This window comes from Halobacillus sp. Marseille-Q1614, from assembly GCF_902809865.1.
Lineage (GTDB): Bacteria > Bacillota > Bacilli > Bacillales > Halobacillaceae > Halobacillus_A.
In genome coordinates this window covers 1,058,767-1,073,466 of sequence record NZ_CADDWH010000001.1, presented here as the reverse complement: position 1 = coordinate 1,073,466, position 14,700 = coordinate 1,058,767, and the positions used below count along the sequence as shown (strand labels likewise).

Below are 14,700 nucleotides of genomic sequence, written 5' to 3'. Positions count from 1 at the left end.
AATAGATAGGGGAAGAGGGGGTAGAGAGAATGGAACTTTGGATTTTAATCGGAGCCATCGTCTTTTTAATCGGCTTTGGAATTTTCCGATATTTAAAAACTAGAAAAGTATTGAAAACCTTAACAGAAGATGAGTTTCGACAAGGATATAGAAAAGCGCAGCTGATCGATGTTCGTGAGCCTAAGGAATTTGAAGGGGGACATATTTTAGGAGCTAGAAATATTCCGTTGTCCCAGATGAGAAACCGGCTCGTTGAAATTCGCAAGGACAAGCCTGTCTATCTTTATTGTCAAAGCGGTGCCCGTTCCACACGTGCTGCACTCATGCTTGATAAAAAAGGGTATAAAGATTTAAACCAGCTGCAAGGCGGCTTTAAAAAATGGCACGGCAAAATTAAATCAAAAAATTAAAAGACGCTGCAGCTACGCAGCGTCTTTTTTTAGTTTTTCATATAACGCAAGACAGGTTTTCTGGCGGCTTTCGTTTCGTCCATACGACTGACAATCGTCGTATGGGGCGCCTCCTGTACGATTTCCGGGTTTTCTTTAGCTTCTTCTGCGATTTGAAGCATAGCATCGATAAATGCATCGAGCGTTTCTTTGGATTCTGTTTCTGTCGGCTCTGCCATAATCGCTTCCTCTACATTAATAGGGAAGTAGATCGTAGGAGGATGATAGCCAAAATCAAGCAGCCGTTTGGCGATATCAAGTGTACGGACTCCAAGTTTCTTCTGGTGCTTTCCAGATAAAATGAACTCATGCTTACAGTGCTGATCGAAAGGAAGTTCGTATTCCTTCTGCAGCCTGCGCATCATGTAGTTCGCGTTTAATACCGCATACTCACTTACTTTCTTTAATCCTTCTGCACCCATTGTACGGATATACGTATAGGCACGCACATTGATGCCGAAGTTGCCGTAATACGGCTTCACCCGGCCGATTGATTTAGGACGGTCATATTCGAACCCGAACTGATCATCTTTCTTAATCAGCACCGGCTTCGGCAAGTAAGGTTCAAACTCAGCAGTAACACCTACCGGCCCTGATCCTGGTCCACCGCCGCCGTGAGGGCCTGTGAACGTTTTATGAAGGTTTAAGTGCACGACATCAAATCCCATATCTCCCGGGCGCGCATAACCGAGGATAGCATTTAAGTTAGCTCCATCATAATAAAGCTTACCTCCTGCTTCATGGATGATAGAAGCCATTTCTTCAATATTCTCTTCGAAAAGTCCAAGCGTGTTAGGGTTTGTCAGCATTAAAGCAGCCGTCTGATCATCAACAACCCGTTTTAAATCCTCTAAATCGACAAGGCCGCGCTCATCAGATTTTACTGTTACAGCTTCAAAGCCGGCAACTGTTGCCGAAGCCGGGTTTGTTCCGTGAGCGGAATCAGGCACGATGACCTTCGTACGGTTATAATCCCCATTCGCCTCATGATAGGCACGGATCATCATTAAGCCGGTCCATTCTCCATGTGCTCCTGCAGCAGGCTGCAGGGTCACCGTATCCATCCCTGTAATTTCTGTCAAAGACTCCTGCAGATCGTACATCAGCCCTAAAGCTCCCTGAACCGTTGCCTCCGGCTGCAGCGGATGAATATGACTAAATCCTTCTATACGGGCAATATCTTCATTGACTTTCGGATTGTATTTCATTGTACATGATCCCAGCGGGTAAAAGCCTGAATCCACTCCATGATTTCTAGTGGACAGCCCTGTATAATGCCTCATAATTTGAAGTTCACTTACTTCAGGAAGGTCAGGCGCTTCTTTTCTAACAAACGTTTCTCCCAGCATCTCGTCTATATCTGTTTCCGGCACATCGAATTCCGGCAGGCTGAAGCCTGTACGGCTTTCCTGGCTCAGTTCAAAAATTAATGGAAAGTCCTGATTAGCCACAAATATCCCCCATTTCTTTTACGAAATGATCAATCTCTTTTTTTGTACGTACTTCCGTGACCGCAACGAGCATATGTCCCTGTAATTCTGTGAAGTCTCGGTTTAAGTCATAACCGCCGATGACTCCTTTTTCAAGAAGCTTCTCATTCACCTGGCTGACGTCATGCTTAACGTTGACAACGAGTTCATTAAAGAACGCCCCTTTAAAAGCTGTTGCAAAACCGGCTGATTCAAGCTGTTTTTTCATATAGGCAGCTTTCTGAATATTCATCCAGGACATTCGTTTTAAACCCTGCTTCCCTAGAGAAGATAGTGCAACTGAAGAGGCTAGAGCGTTTAACGCCTGGTTTGAACAAATATTAGACGTCGCTTTATCCCGGCGGATATGCTGCTCTCGCGCCTGAAGTGTCAATACAAAACCGCGGCGGCCTTCTTCATCATTTGTCTGTCCGACTAAACGGCCGGGTACTTTTCTCATCAGTTTCTTCGTTGTCGCGAAATAGCCGCAGTGAGGTCCTCCGTATTGGGCAGGAATTCCAAACACCTGTGTGTCACCAACGACGATATCCGCGCCAAATTCGCCTGGAGGTGTTAAATAACCAAGAGCTAATGGGTTGCTTGAAGCAATCAGCATCGCTTTTTTCTGGCTGTCCACGAGCTTTTTCACTTGATCAAGCGGCTCCACCTGACCGAAGAAATTAGGATATTGCACAACTACGCTCGCCGTTTCTTCATCGAGCTCTCTTTCCAGATGATCTAAATCTGTCATACCATCTTTGTGATCGATTTCAACAACTTCAAGATTAGGCCCCTTCACGTAAGAGTGAATGACAGCCAGGGACTCAGGGTGAATCGCTTTTGAAACGAGCACTTTTTTCTTCTTCGTCTGTCCTGCTGAAAGGTTTACAGCTTCGGCAAGAGCAGTTCCTCCGTCATACATTGACGAGTTAGCGACATCCATACCTGTTAATTCGCAAATCATTGTTTGGAATTCAAAGATCGCCTGCAGCTCTCCTTGAGAGATTTCCGGCTGATACGGAGTGTAAGCCGTATAAAATTCCGACCTCGAAATGACATGGTCTACAATAGAAGGAATATAGTGATCATAAACCCCGGCCCCTAGAAAGCTGGTATGGCTTTTTGTGTTGACATTTTGACCGGCCAGCTCGGTTAACTCTTTCGTCAGGGCGTATTCATTTTTAGGCGGCTTAATGTTCAGTTCACCCTGATAACGAATGTTTTCCGGGATATCTGCAAATAATTCATCTGTGGAAGATACGTTGATTGTTTCCAGCATTTCTTTTTTATCTTTTTCAGTCATCGGTAAATAGCGAAATTCCATGTTCAAACCCTCCCTCTTTCTCTACCTTTTGTAAAATGGAGTCGGCACTACTTTTGCACGTAATTTGCGCTTTCGAACTTGTACTTCAACCTCTGTGCCGGCTTCTGTATATTTTGTATTAAGCAGGGCTAATCCGACATTTTTACCAAGTGTCGGCGATTGAGTCCCTGTAGTCACAAAACCAACCTCTTTATCCCCGTCAAAAACCTGGTAGCCTGTGCGCGGAATTCCTTTATCTATCATTTCAATACCGACAAGCTTACGCGATAACCCTTCTTCTTTCTGCTTTTTCAAAGCTTCCTTGCCAATAAAATCTTCTTCTTTCTTAAGCTTAACAGCAAATCCAAGACCCGCTTCGAGCGGCGAAATTTCCGCGCTGAGCTCCTGGCCATAGAGAGCCAGATTGGCTTCAAACCTTAGTGTGTCCCTTGCTCCAAGTCCGACGGGCTGGACTCCATATTCAGCTCCTGCCTCAAGAATGGCTTGCCATAGATCCGGTCCTGAAGCACTCGGAAGGTAAATTTCAAAGCCGTCCTCACCCGTATAGCCGGTGCGGGAAACAATCGCTTTGTCTTTGACTCCTTTAAACGAAACATCCTGCAGAAAGCGAAAGAATTTAATAGAAGAAAGATCTTCATTGGTCAGCTGCTGAAGAGTTTTTTCTGCATGCGGACCTTGAAGAGCCAATTGGACATAGTCATCCGATACATCTGTAATCGTTACTTTTTCCTCTTGATGAGACTTAAGCCAATCCACATCTTTCTCACGGTTGGCTGCGTTCACTACTAGTAAATAATTGTTTTCATCAAGCATGTAAACAATTAAATCATCAACTGTGCCGCCGTCCTCATAGCACATAATTGTGTACTGGGCTTTTCCTTTTTCTAGTTTTGAAATATCATTCGTTAACATCTTTTGAAGGAAAGCAAGACTTCCTTCTCCTTCTACCAGTACTTCACCCATATGAGATACATCAAAGAGGCCCGCCTTTTTCCGTGTAGCTTCATGTTCTTTCTTTATACTTGAGAATTGAACAGGCAGGTCCCATCCGCCAAAATCAATGGTTTTGGCCCCTTGTTTTTGATATTCATCAAAGAGAGGGGTACGTTTTAAGTCAGCCATTCTCTCACTCCTCGCCCAATTTTTTCCATAATAAAAGAGACTCCACCGCTTATACAGGAGTCTCTGTCCGTTCACCAGAAAGTTTCACGTTGTCCATACGTTCCATTACGCACCTAACGCTTGCTTCTTGGGTGGTTTATTCCTTTGATAAACACTCTCCAGAGCTGCGTCCTACAGAGGTCTGCTTTGCCTGAGAGATTCACAATTTCTTGCTTGCTCCTTCGGCGCTACGTTTATGTAGACTCTCCCCCTGCAGTCATTCGCTTTAGTATTTAGTTAGATTGATCTGGGTATACTAACCTTTAAAGCTTACGACAAAACTCTCTTAATTTCAGCTTCATTATACCATAGCGTTCTTTGTCGTACAGGTCAGATTTTAAAATTTCAAAAAAATCTTACGACGATTGCGTTTTAGGAGGTATACAGATGATTGATATACATTATGATGAGCCATTTATTAAAGAATTAAACACACGTTTGGATCAATCAGATTCCTTATGTTCCTGGGAAGAATTTAAGCTGGCTTATAAAAGCTTGAAGCTGCAGGCCATTCCTTCATTTGACGGGCTGCTTTCTATTGAACAGCTTCCCCATATAAATTTTCTTGAGCATCAGGTGAAAGCTTGTGAAACGGTCGTTCATGAAATGAATGGACGGGCAATCCTGGCTGATGAAGTAGGACTGGGAAAAACGCTTGAAGCCGGGTTAATTTTAAAAGAATATATGATCCGCGGCATGGCGAAAAAAGTTCTAATCTTAACACCCGCTTCTCTCGTCAATCAGTGGATCCAGGAATTAAGCGAAAAGTTCTATATACAAGCTGCTGCTCCAAGAAAAAAACATGCCGATTGGAAAAACTGGGACGTGACGGTCACCTCCATTGATATGGCAAAAAGAGAAAACCACCGTGAAGAAATTTTAGAAATTGATTATGACCTGATTATTATCGATGAAGCTCATAAGCTGAAAAACCATCAAACGAAAAATTACCAGTTTGTTAAGCAGCTGAAAAAGACATACTGCCTTCTCTTAACAGCTACGCCGATCCAAAACCATCTGAGCGATCTGTTTAACTTAGTGTCGATTTTAAAACCGGGGTATCTAGGAGATTTAACTTCCTTTAAGAAGAAATATAAAAATGTACAGCTGGACGAACAAGACACACAGCAGCACATTCATTCCTTGCTAAGCAAGCTGATGATCCGAAATTTAAGAAAAGATACCGGCCTTGACTCCTCTAAAAGGAAAGTTAAAAACATCAGCCTGGCTTTCAATGAAGAGGAACAGCAGTTTTATAATGATTTAGAAGAAATTCGGACCTCTTATCCATCTTTCACCTGGCTGACGCTCGCTAAAGAGCTTTGTTCTTCCAGAGAGGCCTGCTACATGTCGCTAAAATCCATGAATGATAAGCAGCCTTCAGAATTACTTACTCAGTTAATGGAAAGACTGGGGACTCTGCCTCATCCTACTAAAGCAGAGAAAATGGCCGATCTAATCGAACAATCCGGGGAAAAGTTCATCGTTTTTACAGAGTACCGGGCCAGCCAGTTTTACCTGCAGTGGTTTCTGCAGCAGCGCGGCATCTCTTCAGTTCCATTCAGCGGAAAGTTCAACAAAAGTAAGCGTGACTGGATGAAACAGCTGTTTAAAACAAGAGCTCAGGTCATGGTAGCTACTGAAGCGGGAGCTGAAGGAATTAACCTGCAGTTTTGTCACAACATGATTAATTATGACCTGCCTTGGAACCCTATGAGATTAGAACAGCGAATCGGGCGGATTCACCGATTCGGTCAGGAATCTGATGTTAACATTTATAATTTTTCGATTAAAAACACGCTCGAAGACCACATTATGACACTGCTCTATGAAAAGATTCAGCTGTTCCAAAATGCGGTCGGCGACCTTGATGCCATTTTGGAAAAAATACCTGGCGGAAGCTTTGAACGTCACGTGCAGACGATTCTTCAGGAATCCGAATCCCAGGGAGAAATCGATATTAAGATGAAAAACTTAGTAAGCTATGTTGAATACTCCGCAAACGAAAGGAAGGAATCAAGTTGACGTCTAACCCGCATTATGAATTTACGAAAGAATTCTTTTCGATAAATGGCTGTACGTTGGAAGAGAGAAACGGCAAGTTTTTAAAAGTCCAGCTTACCCAGGAGATGGATGAAGCTCTAATGAACCGTCCCTTTTACTGGCATTATATTAAGAAGATGAACAGGGCGGGTGATCCGATGAGCTTGTCATTTAAAGATATCAGCTTAGGCGATGAGGAAGATGGTGTGTTCCTCCATGCCGGGACACCGAAACTTCACCAGATATACGATTTTGCCCTTAGTAAAGGAAAGTTCACCCGGCTGTATGAATCGATCGCTCACCAGTCGACCCACCTTCCGCTGCAGCCCTGGATGTTTGTCAATTTACAGCTTACCTTTAGAGGGAAACAGACGCGGAATGAAATCCTGTCTCTAGGACTCAATTTAATAAACGGGATGGTATTATCAAACGCCATGGAAAAAATAAAAGACCTCCCGCTAACACCGAAGGTCTCTGACTTCACGTTTCCTATGACGCCTCTGATTCGTTTAGAAAGCGGCTATAACCGGCTTATCCAGTATGCGGAAGACTATATTACTCAAATGAGCAGCACTTGGGCGGTAGAATCAGAAGAACAGCTGAACACAGAAAAGGGACTGCTGGATGACTTTTATACAAGAGATGATATGGAAGAGGAAACCTATATGAAAGAAGCTGAACAGCTTGAGGTCCGCTATAAGCCGAGAATCACTCTTACAACAGCTAATGGCGGCTTGTTCTATCTTTCTCTTTATACAGGACAAAAAGTAGCCCAATAAGGCTACTTTTTGTTTTTTCGTCTTATCATTTTTAAGGCAAAAGGCAAAAGTCCGAACCAGTAAGATGTACTTCGTTTTGAAGGCTTAGCTTGCTTTTTCTCCATTTTCTCTTCCTTGGTCATGTGCATATGCCTGATCATTTCTTCAGTGAGAAACTGTGCATACTCGCTTTTCTTCATTATTCCATCCCGCCTTTTTAACATCATCTGTCTTTATTATGTCCCGGTGGCTAGATGTTTAGACAGGAGAGTATTTCTTCAGCAATTTCTTCTGGTTCTTTTTTATCCACCTTTATAGTGTGCGTAGCCGCCGACTGATAGAGTGGAAGGCGATCCTGATAGCGCTGCTTATTTTCCTCTTTCTGCCCGGACCAAAGCGGACGAGTGGTATCCTCTTTAAGCCGCTCATCAATCGTATCAAAAGAAGCATCAAGGAAAATGACCGTTTGATCTATCAGCCAATCACGATTCTCTTTCGAAAGAATCACCCCGCCTCCAGTTGAAACAATCACTTTGCCTCTTATCGACTTAAGCAAATCCGTCTCGGCATTTCGAAAGTAGTCCTCCCCGTAATTTTTAAAAATTTGTGGAATCTCCATACCTTCCTTCCGCTCAATTTCCTGATCCATCTCTATGTATTCATAATTTAATTTCTTACTCAGCAGAGAGGCAACGGTAGACTTCCCGCTTCCCATATAACCGATAAGATAAATCATTTTTCATTCCTCCTTTAATCTTTATCGTTTAAGGCAGGATTTTACTATTTCATGTCGAATAATACAACTATGAAAAAATAAAATGAGGTGATATATGCCAGTGAGTACAGTAGCTCTTAATGCCAAGGAAATTATTACTTCAGCCATAAAGCAATCCGCGTCAGATATTCACTTTTCCCCCTATAAAGAGAAGACTAGCATTTATTTCCGAGTTCATGGAGAACGGCTCTTCTACTCTTCCATGCCAAGTCTGACGTACCAGAAACTGCTTGCCTACTTTAAGTTTACCTCAGGTATGGATATCGGGGAAGTGACAAAACCACAAAACGGTGCATTAGAACACCGTACGAAAAATTCCCTTTACAGCCTCCGCCTTTCCACATTACCCACCACAGCCTTTGAAAGCCTGGCCATTCGCATTCTCTCTCCTCACGAACACCTTCAGATCCAGCGGCTATTCCTTTTTCCCTCTCAATTACAGGTGATTAAACGATGGCTTTCCCACAAAAGCGGAATGATCCTCTTTACAGGGGCCACAGGAAGTGGAAAAACGACTACTCTATACGCCCTGCTTCAGTCCCTCATGAAAAACCAATCTTTCCAGACGATCACACTCGAAGACCCGATTGAGAAAAATTTAAATGAAATTATTCAAGTCCAGGTAAATGAACGAGCCGGTGTCACTTACGATACGGGTTTAAAAGCAGCATTAAGACATGACCCTGACCTGCTTATGGTCGGAGAGATCAGAGACCAGGAAACCGCACACTTCGCTTTCAGGGCAGCGCTAAGCGGCCATCTTGTTATCAGTACCATCCATGCAAAAGATGCCTATGGTACCATCCAGCGCTTGAAAGAAATGAAGATCCAGCCTGCAGATTTAGAACAGACGCTGATTGCGATTGCCGCCCAGCAGCTGGTCCCGTTAAGAAGTATGGGAAATACTCCGTCTCGCGCGGCTATCATCGAGCTATTGGAAAAAGAAACTCTGCAAAAGGCGATTCATAATAAACCGCCTGCAGAGGATCCTTCCTATCAGACCTTTTCTTCATTAAGGAGGAAAGCCTATGCCCTCGGCTTTACATCCATTTAGACGCTTGCGAGAGGGTAAATCATTATCCATAAAAAAACAGATTACTTACTTAAACCGGCTGAGCAAACTGCTGAATAAAGGCTATCCAATTTTAGGTTCCTTAAAAATGGCAAGCTGGGACCCTGCTTTTCATAAAATATCCAGCCAATTGATGGATGAACTAAACAGCGGCAGTCCGATTGATACTGCCTTTAAAAAAGCAAATTTTTCACCTCGTGTTGTAGCTTTCCTGTACTTCGCAAGAATCCATAAAGATTTACCCCTGATCATTCAGCAGTGCGCAGATCTGTTGGAACTCCAATATAATTATTCCAAAAAGCTCAGTGATTCCCTGAGATACCCCCTGCTTCTATTCATCTTTTTAATTCTTTCTTTTACAGTCATTAAACATACGATACTGCCCAGTTTTCAGACGCTGTTTAATGACAGCAGCGCACAGCCGTGGAGCCTGATGATATTAGATACAGTCGATATTTTAATAACCTCCATTTTTTTCACCTTTGTGGCCTTAATATGCTTCTGTGCAGGCTTTTATGCTTTAAAGCATCGACTTTCAACCAGCCAGCTCCTTAATATTTACGAAAAGATTCCAATAGCAAAAAATTACCTTATGTTTACGGTCACCTTTTCATTTGCTACGCACTTAAGCTCTTTATTAAAAGCCGGCCTCTCTTTGAAACCTGCGCTTGAACTCATCAAAGATCAGAACCGAAGCCCCTACATTTCTTATTATGCTGATCACATTCTTAAGCAGTTAAACGAAGGACAGCTGCTCGGAGCTTCTGTGCAGTCATGTTCATTCCTTCGCGAAGAGATGACATCTATTTTTCACCACACAACAGATTTACAAAATTTAAGCCGCGAACTGCAGGTATTATCTGAGCTGCTAATTGATCAGTTAAAAGAAAAATTGACGAAAATTATTCTAATCCTGCAGCCGGTTTTCTTTTTAGGAGTCGCTTGTATCGTTGTTTTAATCTACGCTTCAATTATGCTCCCCCTCTATCAATGGCTAAATGAAATATAAAAGGAGAGAGACTCATGTTTAATCAAAAAGGATTCACTCTTATTGAAATGCTGATCGTACTGCTTATTATTTCGGTACTTCTTATGATTGCCATTCCGAACCTGACGAATAACACGGATAGTGTCCGTGAAAAAGGGTGCGAAGCTCTAGTGCTGACAGCTGAAGCGCAGATAGAAGCTTATTATATTGATCATGATAATTATCCAGAATCCATTACTGCTCTAGTAACTGAAGGATATTTAAACTCAGCGGAATGTCCTAATGGCGATCCCTTAGAAGAAAAAGTACAGCTGCCAAACGGATGAATGACCGTGGTTACACACTAAGCGAAGTCGTGCTTGTGCTTACCATGATTACGACCCTTCTTCTTCTTGCGGCTCCAACACCTGTTAAGATCTATAAAAATACGCAAACGTCTCTTCATCTAAATCAGCTGAAGAGTGATTTGCTGCTGGCCCAGCAGCTGACGATGCAGGACCACCCCAATTACTGGATTATGATCCGTCCTGCTTCACAAGATTACTATCTATACGACTATAAAAAGAAGGAAGCGCTGTTTACCCGCTCTTTCCCTTCAGACTGGACGATCGAACTGCAAAGCTTAAGTATGCCTCTTCGCTTTAATTCCTCAGGTACTCTCGAACGGCCGGGTACGATGAAAATTGTCACTTCTTCCACAAGCTATAAAATTACTTTTCCTTTTGGAAAAAGCCGGGTGAGGATTGATGAACAATAAAGGATTCACGTTAATTGAAGTCATTAGTGCTTTCGGTCTTCTGATGATTATCATTCTATTTACACTGCCTTCTTTAAGTCAGCTGAGAATGGAGCAAAAATACCTTTCGATCGAGCGAAGCACAATATTAAAACTGGAGAAGAAGATTTCCGAGTTAAATTCCGACGCTTCTTATCCTTTCTCAGTTAAGGATGAACGGGTGGAATATGAATTCTTCCTGTCTTCCGATTATATAGAAGGATGTGCCGTATGGGAGGGATACCGTGATCAGAAAAAAGAAATATGTATGTACTCCCCTCTTCAGTAGTCATGGCTTTACTTTATTAGAAACCATTATGACGTTAACTGTCCTATCCATCCTTCTCAGCTTTTGTCTGCCGATTTTGAAATTATATGACAGCCCCGCTTACACTGAAGAAATGAGTGCCTTTCAGTACTTTACTTTTATCCAAGACGAGTTAAATACGAGTAAGGCTTGGACGGTTAAGAATGAAGAATTATTAATTACTGATCCGGAGAACCGATTGATTAAAATCTCCAAATACAATCAGGACATCCGCCGTCAGGTTAATGGAACCGGACACGAGCTTTTACTACAGCAGATTATCTCCCATTCATTTATAAAAGAAGAAAACCAGTTAATTATCCGTCTTAGTTTTGAAGAAGGGAGGGTTTATGAAAAAGTTGTATACTTTCCCAAGGAATGAGAAGGGATTTATTTTTCCGTGGTTCTTAATCGCATCATTTATTATGATTATGATTACGGTATTTACAGCTCACCAATATAAAAATCAAATTTTATCAACAGAGTCTCTTACAAACTATTCCCAGCTGCAAAATTTATTTACCTACGCACAAAGCCGGTTTCTTCAGTCTGAGGAATGGGCAGAATTCCCGGTCACAGCTTCCTATCAATTGCCGAACGGCTTTGCCATGGTAGGCTGTGAGACGCTTTCAAATGAAACCGTTGAGTGTGCATATGATCTAGAGCTCGACAATGGAAAATCAAAGAAAATTACAAAAATATACCCCACACCTAATTAGTGTGGGGAAAAAACGTATGATATCATTTTAAGATATTTGCTCGCTGAGCTCCCTGCGCTTATTCGTAATTCCGCGAAGACCTTCGACATTGTAGCCGACAACCAGTTTCTCACCGTCAGTAAGAATCGGGCGTCGCAGCAGCTTAGGCTTCTCGATAACAAGCTCCAGGAACTCATTAATGGATAGTTCGTCTACATTTATACTAAGTTTTTTAAATTCCTTGCTTCTCTTCGCTAAAATTTCATCAATTCCATTTGTTGTTAAGGAAAGAATCCGTTTAAGCTCGTCGGCGTTTGGGGTATCTCTAAACAAATGCTGTTCTTTGAACGGGATATCCTGGCTCTTTAGCCAAGCTTTCGTACGGCGACAAGATGTGCAACTAGGGTAGCTGTAAAACGTTAATCCTTCCATCATGATCGCTCCTTTAAGTAATGTCGAGATCGCTCTCTGTATAGTCATTGTATAACCTTTGTACAATTATTTAAACCTCTTTTTTCGACGTTTTTCGATTTTTTTATAAAATGTATGGTTCTTTGGAACGAAGTTGTTGATAATCCCGATAAAAAAGCAAGGAGGACAGCCAGATTCCTTCAGTAAAATAGGCATTTAAGCCCGAAGAAACAAGTAAGCTCTAATAAAAAAGAGGTAACGAACGTTTAAAAAAATCATATTGAGGAAACATATTAAAAGTTCGTTCACCCGTTTTATTTACAATCTGTGAGCAGTCGTTTATAATATGAATGATAGTTTTACGATGTTAGATGAAAAAGGAGGGGGAAAAGCATGGATCGCACGTTTCGAATGCTGGCTTTTTGGACGGGTATCTTTGCTGTCATGTTCTACACGGGAGACATGATGGAAGCAGCATTTTTATCTCTTGCTCAAACGGCCTTTTTCCTTACAATTGGCTTTCTAAAGCTGTCTGAACGTATGTATGTATACATATTCTTCTCATACCTGACAGTGTTTATGATTGGTTTTACGTACTACTCATCTTTTATTCTCGTACCTTCATTTGGCGGGCACTAAAAAAACCTGTTATCCTCCTTCGGATAACAGGCTTTTTTTATTACCGCAGAAAAGGATTATTTTCTTTTTCTGCCTCTATTGTTGTCGGGCTTCCGTGTCCGGGATAAATTCTCATATCATTTCTTAAACTGAGGAGCTGACTGTTAATACTGTCTATCAGCTGTTTATGACTTCCGCCCGGCAGGTCTGTACGGCCAATGCCGCCCTGAAAAAGGGTATCTCCTCCGATTGTAAACCTTTGGTTCCTAAAAACTAAAGAAACACTTCCAGGTGAATGTCCCGGCGTATGACGGACTTCAAATGTAAATGGTCCTAACTCCATTGGACCTGGCTGTAAGTCATAATCAGCGGGGCCAGCTGTAATTTCTCCCATTTGGAAAAACGCGGAACCATTTAAGGAACTGTCCGTCAGCCATTCATGCTCCGCCTTGTGCAGATAAACAGGTGAATTATAGGCTTTCCGCACTTCCTCAACTGCACCAATATGGTCAAAGTGGGCATGAGTTAGTAGGACCGCCAGCACCTCCACCTCTTTTTCCTCAATCCATTGCTTCAGCTTTTTGAAATCTCCGCCAGGATCAACGATAATGGCTTTGCCTTGTTCTGATAAAATATAAGCATTCGTTCCTAATGGCCCTAAAGGAAGCCTGGAAATTTTCAACATATACCGACACCTCTTTTTTAACATAATAAATTCACAGTAGAAGACTCGACAAATCAGCGCTTTTCATATAAAATAAGTGGAGATAAAAGCGCTACATAGAGTAAGTATAACATCCATAACTCTGCGGTGATAATAAAGAAAAGCGTATGGGAGGTCATAAGCATGTTTACAGCCATTCTTCTACTACTTGTTACGATTCTGTGCGTGTTTGCAGTATTTCGTGAAATTAAAACTAAAAATTTCTTTGCTGTAGGTTTTGCGGCATTGTCAGCTCTTATTTTCGGATGGTTCTCCGTAATGACAATTTATGCGAACTTATTCGGCTAAGCCGTTAAAAAACCAGCTGCCCTCTTCAAGGCAGCTGGTTTTTTTAATGTGATTGTGCCTGAATTTCTTCTTCTGTTTGAAGCAGCTGTTCATTTTCGTTAAAGAAATATCTATACATAGCAAGGGTAATAAACATTGCGCTGATTGAAACAGATGAAAAAATACTCAATGATATGACAAGCTGATATTTAATTGCCATCACGGGTTCTACTCCACCCAAAATTAAGCCGGTCATCATACCCGGCAGCTGAACAAGCCCAATAGTTTTTAACTGATCGACATTTGGAATCAGTGCGGCATTTAAAGTCTTTTGGACGATCAGCTTGGAAGCATTCTTCGGTTTGGCTCCTAAGGAAAGAGCAGCTAATAAGCGACCATTATTTTCTTTGAACTCATTTTTCATCCGCTCCAGAGCAAGCCCCATTGCAACCATACTGTTTCCAATAACCATACCGCTCATTGGGATCACTTCAGACGGAACAAACTGGACCATATCAAATAAAAGCCACATGCTGAGTACCCCAGCTTCAATTACAATCAGGCCGAATAATAAATACCATATGACATTCGGCAGTTCTTTCCCCTTTTTTCGCGCGTGAAAAGCAGCCACGATAATCATAATACTAATCATAATCGGAATGCCCACTAGTGCGGGCAGATCGAATAAATAAGTGAGTAAGTATCCAATGGCAAAAAGCTGAATCGTCCCCCTGATGGAAGACCAAACGATATCCTTGCTCATCCCAAGCTGATACAAATATGACAGCGATAAAGGAATTAATACAAAAACAATAAGAAATAATAATGACTGGTTTGAAATTTCCGGTTCCATAAACGTCT

The 14,700-nt window shown here is 42.0% G+C and carries 20 protein-coding genes and 1 riboswitch; of the genes, 12 read left to right on the top strand and 8 right to left on the bottom strand.

The window, feature by feature from the left end; genetic code table 11:
• The first annotated feature begins 29 nt into the window (after positions 1 to 29).
• Complete coding sequence (locus tag HUS26_RS05340; RefSeq protein ID WP_173916169.1) at positions 30 to 410, top strand: rhodanese-like domain-containing protein; 381 nt, start codon at positions 30 to 32, stop codon at positions 408 to 410.
• A 29-nt stretch (positions 411 to 439) separates the two neighbouring features.
• On the opposite strand, the gene gcvPB is transcribed toward HUS26_RS05340, so the two are convergent.
• The 3 genes from gcvPB to gcvT are packed head-to-tail and all read right to left on the bottom strand — an operon-like array spanning position 440 to position 4,364.
• Positions 440 to 1,900, bottom strand: a complete 1,461-nt coding sequence (gcvPB, locus tag HUS26_RS05335; RefSeq protein ID WP_173916168.1) for an aminomethyl-transferring glycine dehydrogenase subunit GcvPB — start codon at positions 1,898 to 1,900, stop codon at positions 440 to 442.
• Positions 1,893 to 3,242, bottom strand: a complete 1,350-nt coding sequence (gene gcvPA, locus HUS26_RS05330) for an aminomethyl-transferring glycine dehydrogenase subunit GcvPA (RefSeq protein WP_173916167.1) — start codon at positions 3,240 to 3,242, stop codon at positions 1,893 to 1,895. Before gcvPA ends, gcvPB begins: the two co-directional genes overlap by 8 nt.
• 21 nt (positions 3,243 to 3,263) lie before the next feature.
• Positions 3,264 to 4,364: a glycine cleavage system aminomethyltransferase GcvT gene (gene gcvT, locus HUS26_RS05325; protein WP_173916166.1), complete on the bottom strand. Its 1,101-nt coding sequence runs from the start codon at positions 4,362 to 4,364 to the stop codon at positions 3,264 to 3,266.
• Between the two features lie 167 nt (positions 4,365 to 4,531).
• Positions 4,532 to 4,624: riboswitch (glycine riboswitch) on the bottom strand.
• Between the two features lie 166 nt (positions 4,625 to 4,790).
• Between gcvT and HUS26_RS05320 the strand changes: the two genes are divergently transcribed.
• Both HUS26_RS05320 and HUS26_RS05315 read left to right on the top strand, forming a co-directional pair.
• Complete coding sequence (locus tag HUS26_RS05320) at positions 4,791 to 6,428, top strand: DEAD/DEAH box helicase (RefSeq protein WP_173916165.1); 1,638 nt, start codon at positions 4,791 to 4,793, stop codon at positions 6,426 to 6,428.
• Positions 6,425 to 7,225 carry a YqhG family protein gene (locus tag HUS26_RS05315; RefSeq protein WP_173916164.1) on the top strand — a complete coding sequence of 267 codons (801 nt, stop codon included), beginning with the start codon at positions 6,425 to 6,427 and terminating at the stop codon, positions 7,223 to 7,225. Before HUS26_RS05320 ends, HUS26_RS05315 begins: the two co-directional genes overlap by 4 nt.
• 2 nt (positions 7,226 to 7,227) lie before the next feature.
• Here the strand turns inward: HUS26_RS05315 and HUS26_RS05310 are convergent, their stop codons facing one another.
• Together HUS26_RS05310 and HUS26_RS05305 are read right to left on the bottom strand one after the other, a co-directional pair.
• The gene (locus HUS26_RS05310; RefSeq protein ID WP_173916163.1) at positions 7,228 to 7,404 is read right to left on the bottom strand and encodes a YqzE family protein; all 177 of its coding nucleotides are present in this window, start codon (positions 7,402 to 7,404) and stop codon (positions 7,228 to 7,230) included.
• 50 nt (positions 7,405 to 7,454) lie between these two features.
• Positions 7,455 to 7,940: a shikimate kinase gene (locus HUS26_RS05305; protein ID WP_173916162.1), complete on the bottom strand. Its 486-nt coding sequence runs from the start codon at positions 7,938 to 7,940 to the stop codon at positions 7,455 to 7,457.
• A 100-nt stretch (positions 7,941 to 8,040) separates the two neighbouring features.
• Between HUS26_RS05305 and comGA the strand changes: the two genes are divergently transcribed.
• The 7 genes from comGA to HUS26_RS05270 are packed head-to-tail and all read left to right on the top strand — an operon-like array spanning position 8,041 to position 11,840.
• Positions 8,041 to 9,033, top strand: a complete 993-nt coding sequence (gene comGA / locus HUS26_RS05300) for a competence type IV pilus ATPase ComGA (protein ID WP_173916161.1) — start codon at positions 8,041 to 8,043, stop codon at positions 9,031 to 9,033.
• Complete coding sequence (gene comGB / locus HUS26_RS05295) at positions 9,008 to 10,060, top strand: competence type IV pilus assembly protein ComGB (protein ID WP_173916160.1); 1,053 nt, start codon at positions 9,008 to 9,010, stop codon at positions 10,058 to 10,060. Before comGA ends, comGB begins: the two co-directional genes overlap by 26 nt.
• Positions 10,061 to 10,074: 14 nt before the next feature.
• A complete protein-coding gene (comGC, locus tag HUS26_RS05290; protein WP_173916159.1) occupies positions 10,075 to 10,365 on the top strand; it encodes a competence type IV pilus major pilin ComGC in 291 nt (96 codons plus the stop codon).
• Positions 10,362 to 10,796 carry a competence protein ComG gene (locus HUS26_RS05285; RefSeq protein ID WP_173916158.1) on the top strand — a complete coding sequence of 145 codons (435 nt, stop codon included), beginning with the start codon at positions 10,362 to 10,364 and terminating at the stop codon, positions 10,794 to 10,796. The genes comGC and HUS26_RS05285 overlap by 4 nt, the downstream gene beginning before the upstream one ends.
• Positions 10,786 to 11,103, top strand: a complete 318-nt coding sequence (locus tag HUS26_RS05280; protein ID WP_173916157.1) for a prepilin-type N-terminal cleavage/methylation domain-containing protein — start codon at positions 10,786 to 10,788, stop codon at positions 11,101 to 11,103. The genes HUS26_RS05285 and HUS26_RS05280 overlap by 11 nt, the downstream gene beginning before the upstream one ends.
• Positions 11,060 to 11,503: a competence type IV pilus minor pilin ComGF gene (gene comGF, locus HUS26_RS05275; RefSeq protein ID WP_173916156.1), complete on the top strand. Its 444-nt coding sequence runs from the start codon at positions 11,060 to 11,062 to the stop codon at positions 11,501 to 11,503. Before HUS26_RS05280 ends, comGF begins: the two co-directional genes overlap by 44 nt.
• A complete protein-coding gene (locus HUS26_RS05270) occupies positions 11,472 to 11,840 on the top strand; it encodes a hypothetical protein (RefSeq protein ID WP_173916155.1) in 369 nt (122 codons plus the stop codon). Before comGF ends, HUS26_RS05270 begins: the two co-directional genes overlap by 32 nt.
• Before the next feature lie 27 nt (positions 11,841 to 11,867).
• On the opposite strand, the gene HUS26_RS05265 is transcribed toward HUS26_RS05270, so the two are convergent.
• A complete protein-coding gene (locus HUS26_RS05265; RefSeq protein WP_173918745.1) occupies positions 11,868 to 12,251 on the bottom strand; it encodes a Spx/MgsR family RNA polymerase-binding regulatory protein in 384 nt (127 codons plus the stop codon).
• Between the two features lie 372 nt (positions 12,252 to 12,623).
• Here HUS26_RS05265 and HUS26_RS05260 point away from each other — a divergent pair, with 372 nt between their 5' ends.
• Positions 12,624 to 12,869: a DUF2626 domain-containing protein gene (locus tag HUS26_RS05260; protein WP_173916154.1), complete on the top strand. Its 246-nt coding sequence runs from the start codon at positions 12,624 to 12,626 to the stop codon at positions 12,867 to 12,869.
• A 40-nt stretch (positions 12,870 to 12,909) separates the two neighbouring features.
• Here the strand turns inward: HUS26_RS05260 and HUS26_RS05255 are convergent, their stop codons facing one another.
• Positions 12,910 to 13,533: an MBL fold metallo-hydrolase gene (locus HUS26_RS05255; RefSeq protein ID WP_173916153.1), complete on the bottom strand. Its 624-nt coding sequence runs from the start codon at positions 13,531 to 13,533 to the stop codon at positions 12,910 to 12,912.
• A gap of 162 nt (positions 13,534 to 13,695) precedes the next feature.
• On the opposite strand from HUS26_RS05255, the gene HUS26_RS05250 reads away from it, so the two are divergent.
• The gene (locus HUS26_RS05250) at positions 13,696 to 13,860 is read left to right on the top strand and encodes a DUF2759 family protein (RefSeq protein ID WP_173916152.1); all 165 of its coding nucleotides are present in this window, start codon (positions 13,696 to 13,698) and stop codon (positions 13,858 to 13,860) included.
• A gap of 43 nt (positions 13,861 to 13,903) precedes the next feature.
• Here HUS26_RS05250 and fetB read toward each other — a convergent pair whose 3' ends face one another.
• On the bottom strand, positions 13,904 to 14,692 hold the full coding sequence (fetB, locus tag HUS26_RS05245; protein ID WP_173916151.1) for an iron export ABC transporter permease subunit FetB: 789 nt from the start codon (positions 14,690 to 14,692) through the stop codon (positions 13,904 to 13,906).
• Positions 14,693 to 14,700 lie beyond the last annotated feature (8 nt).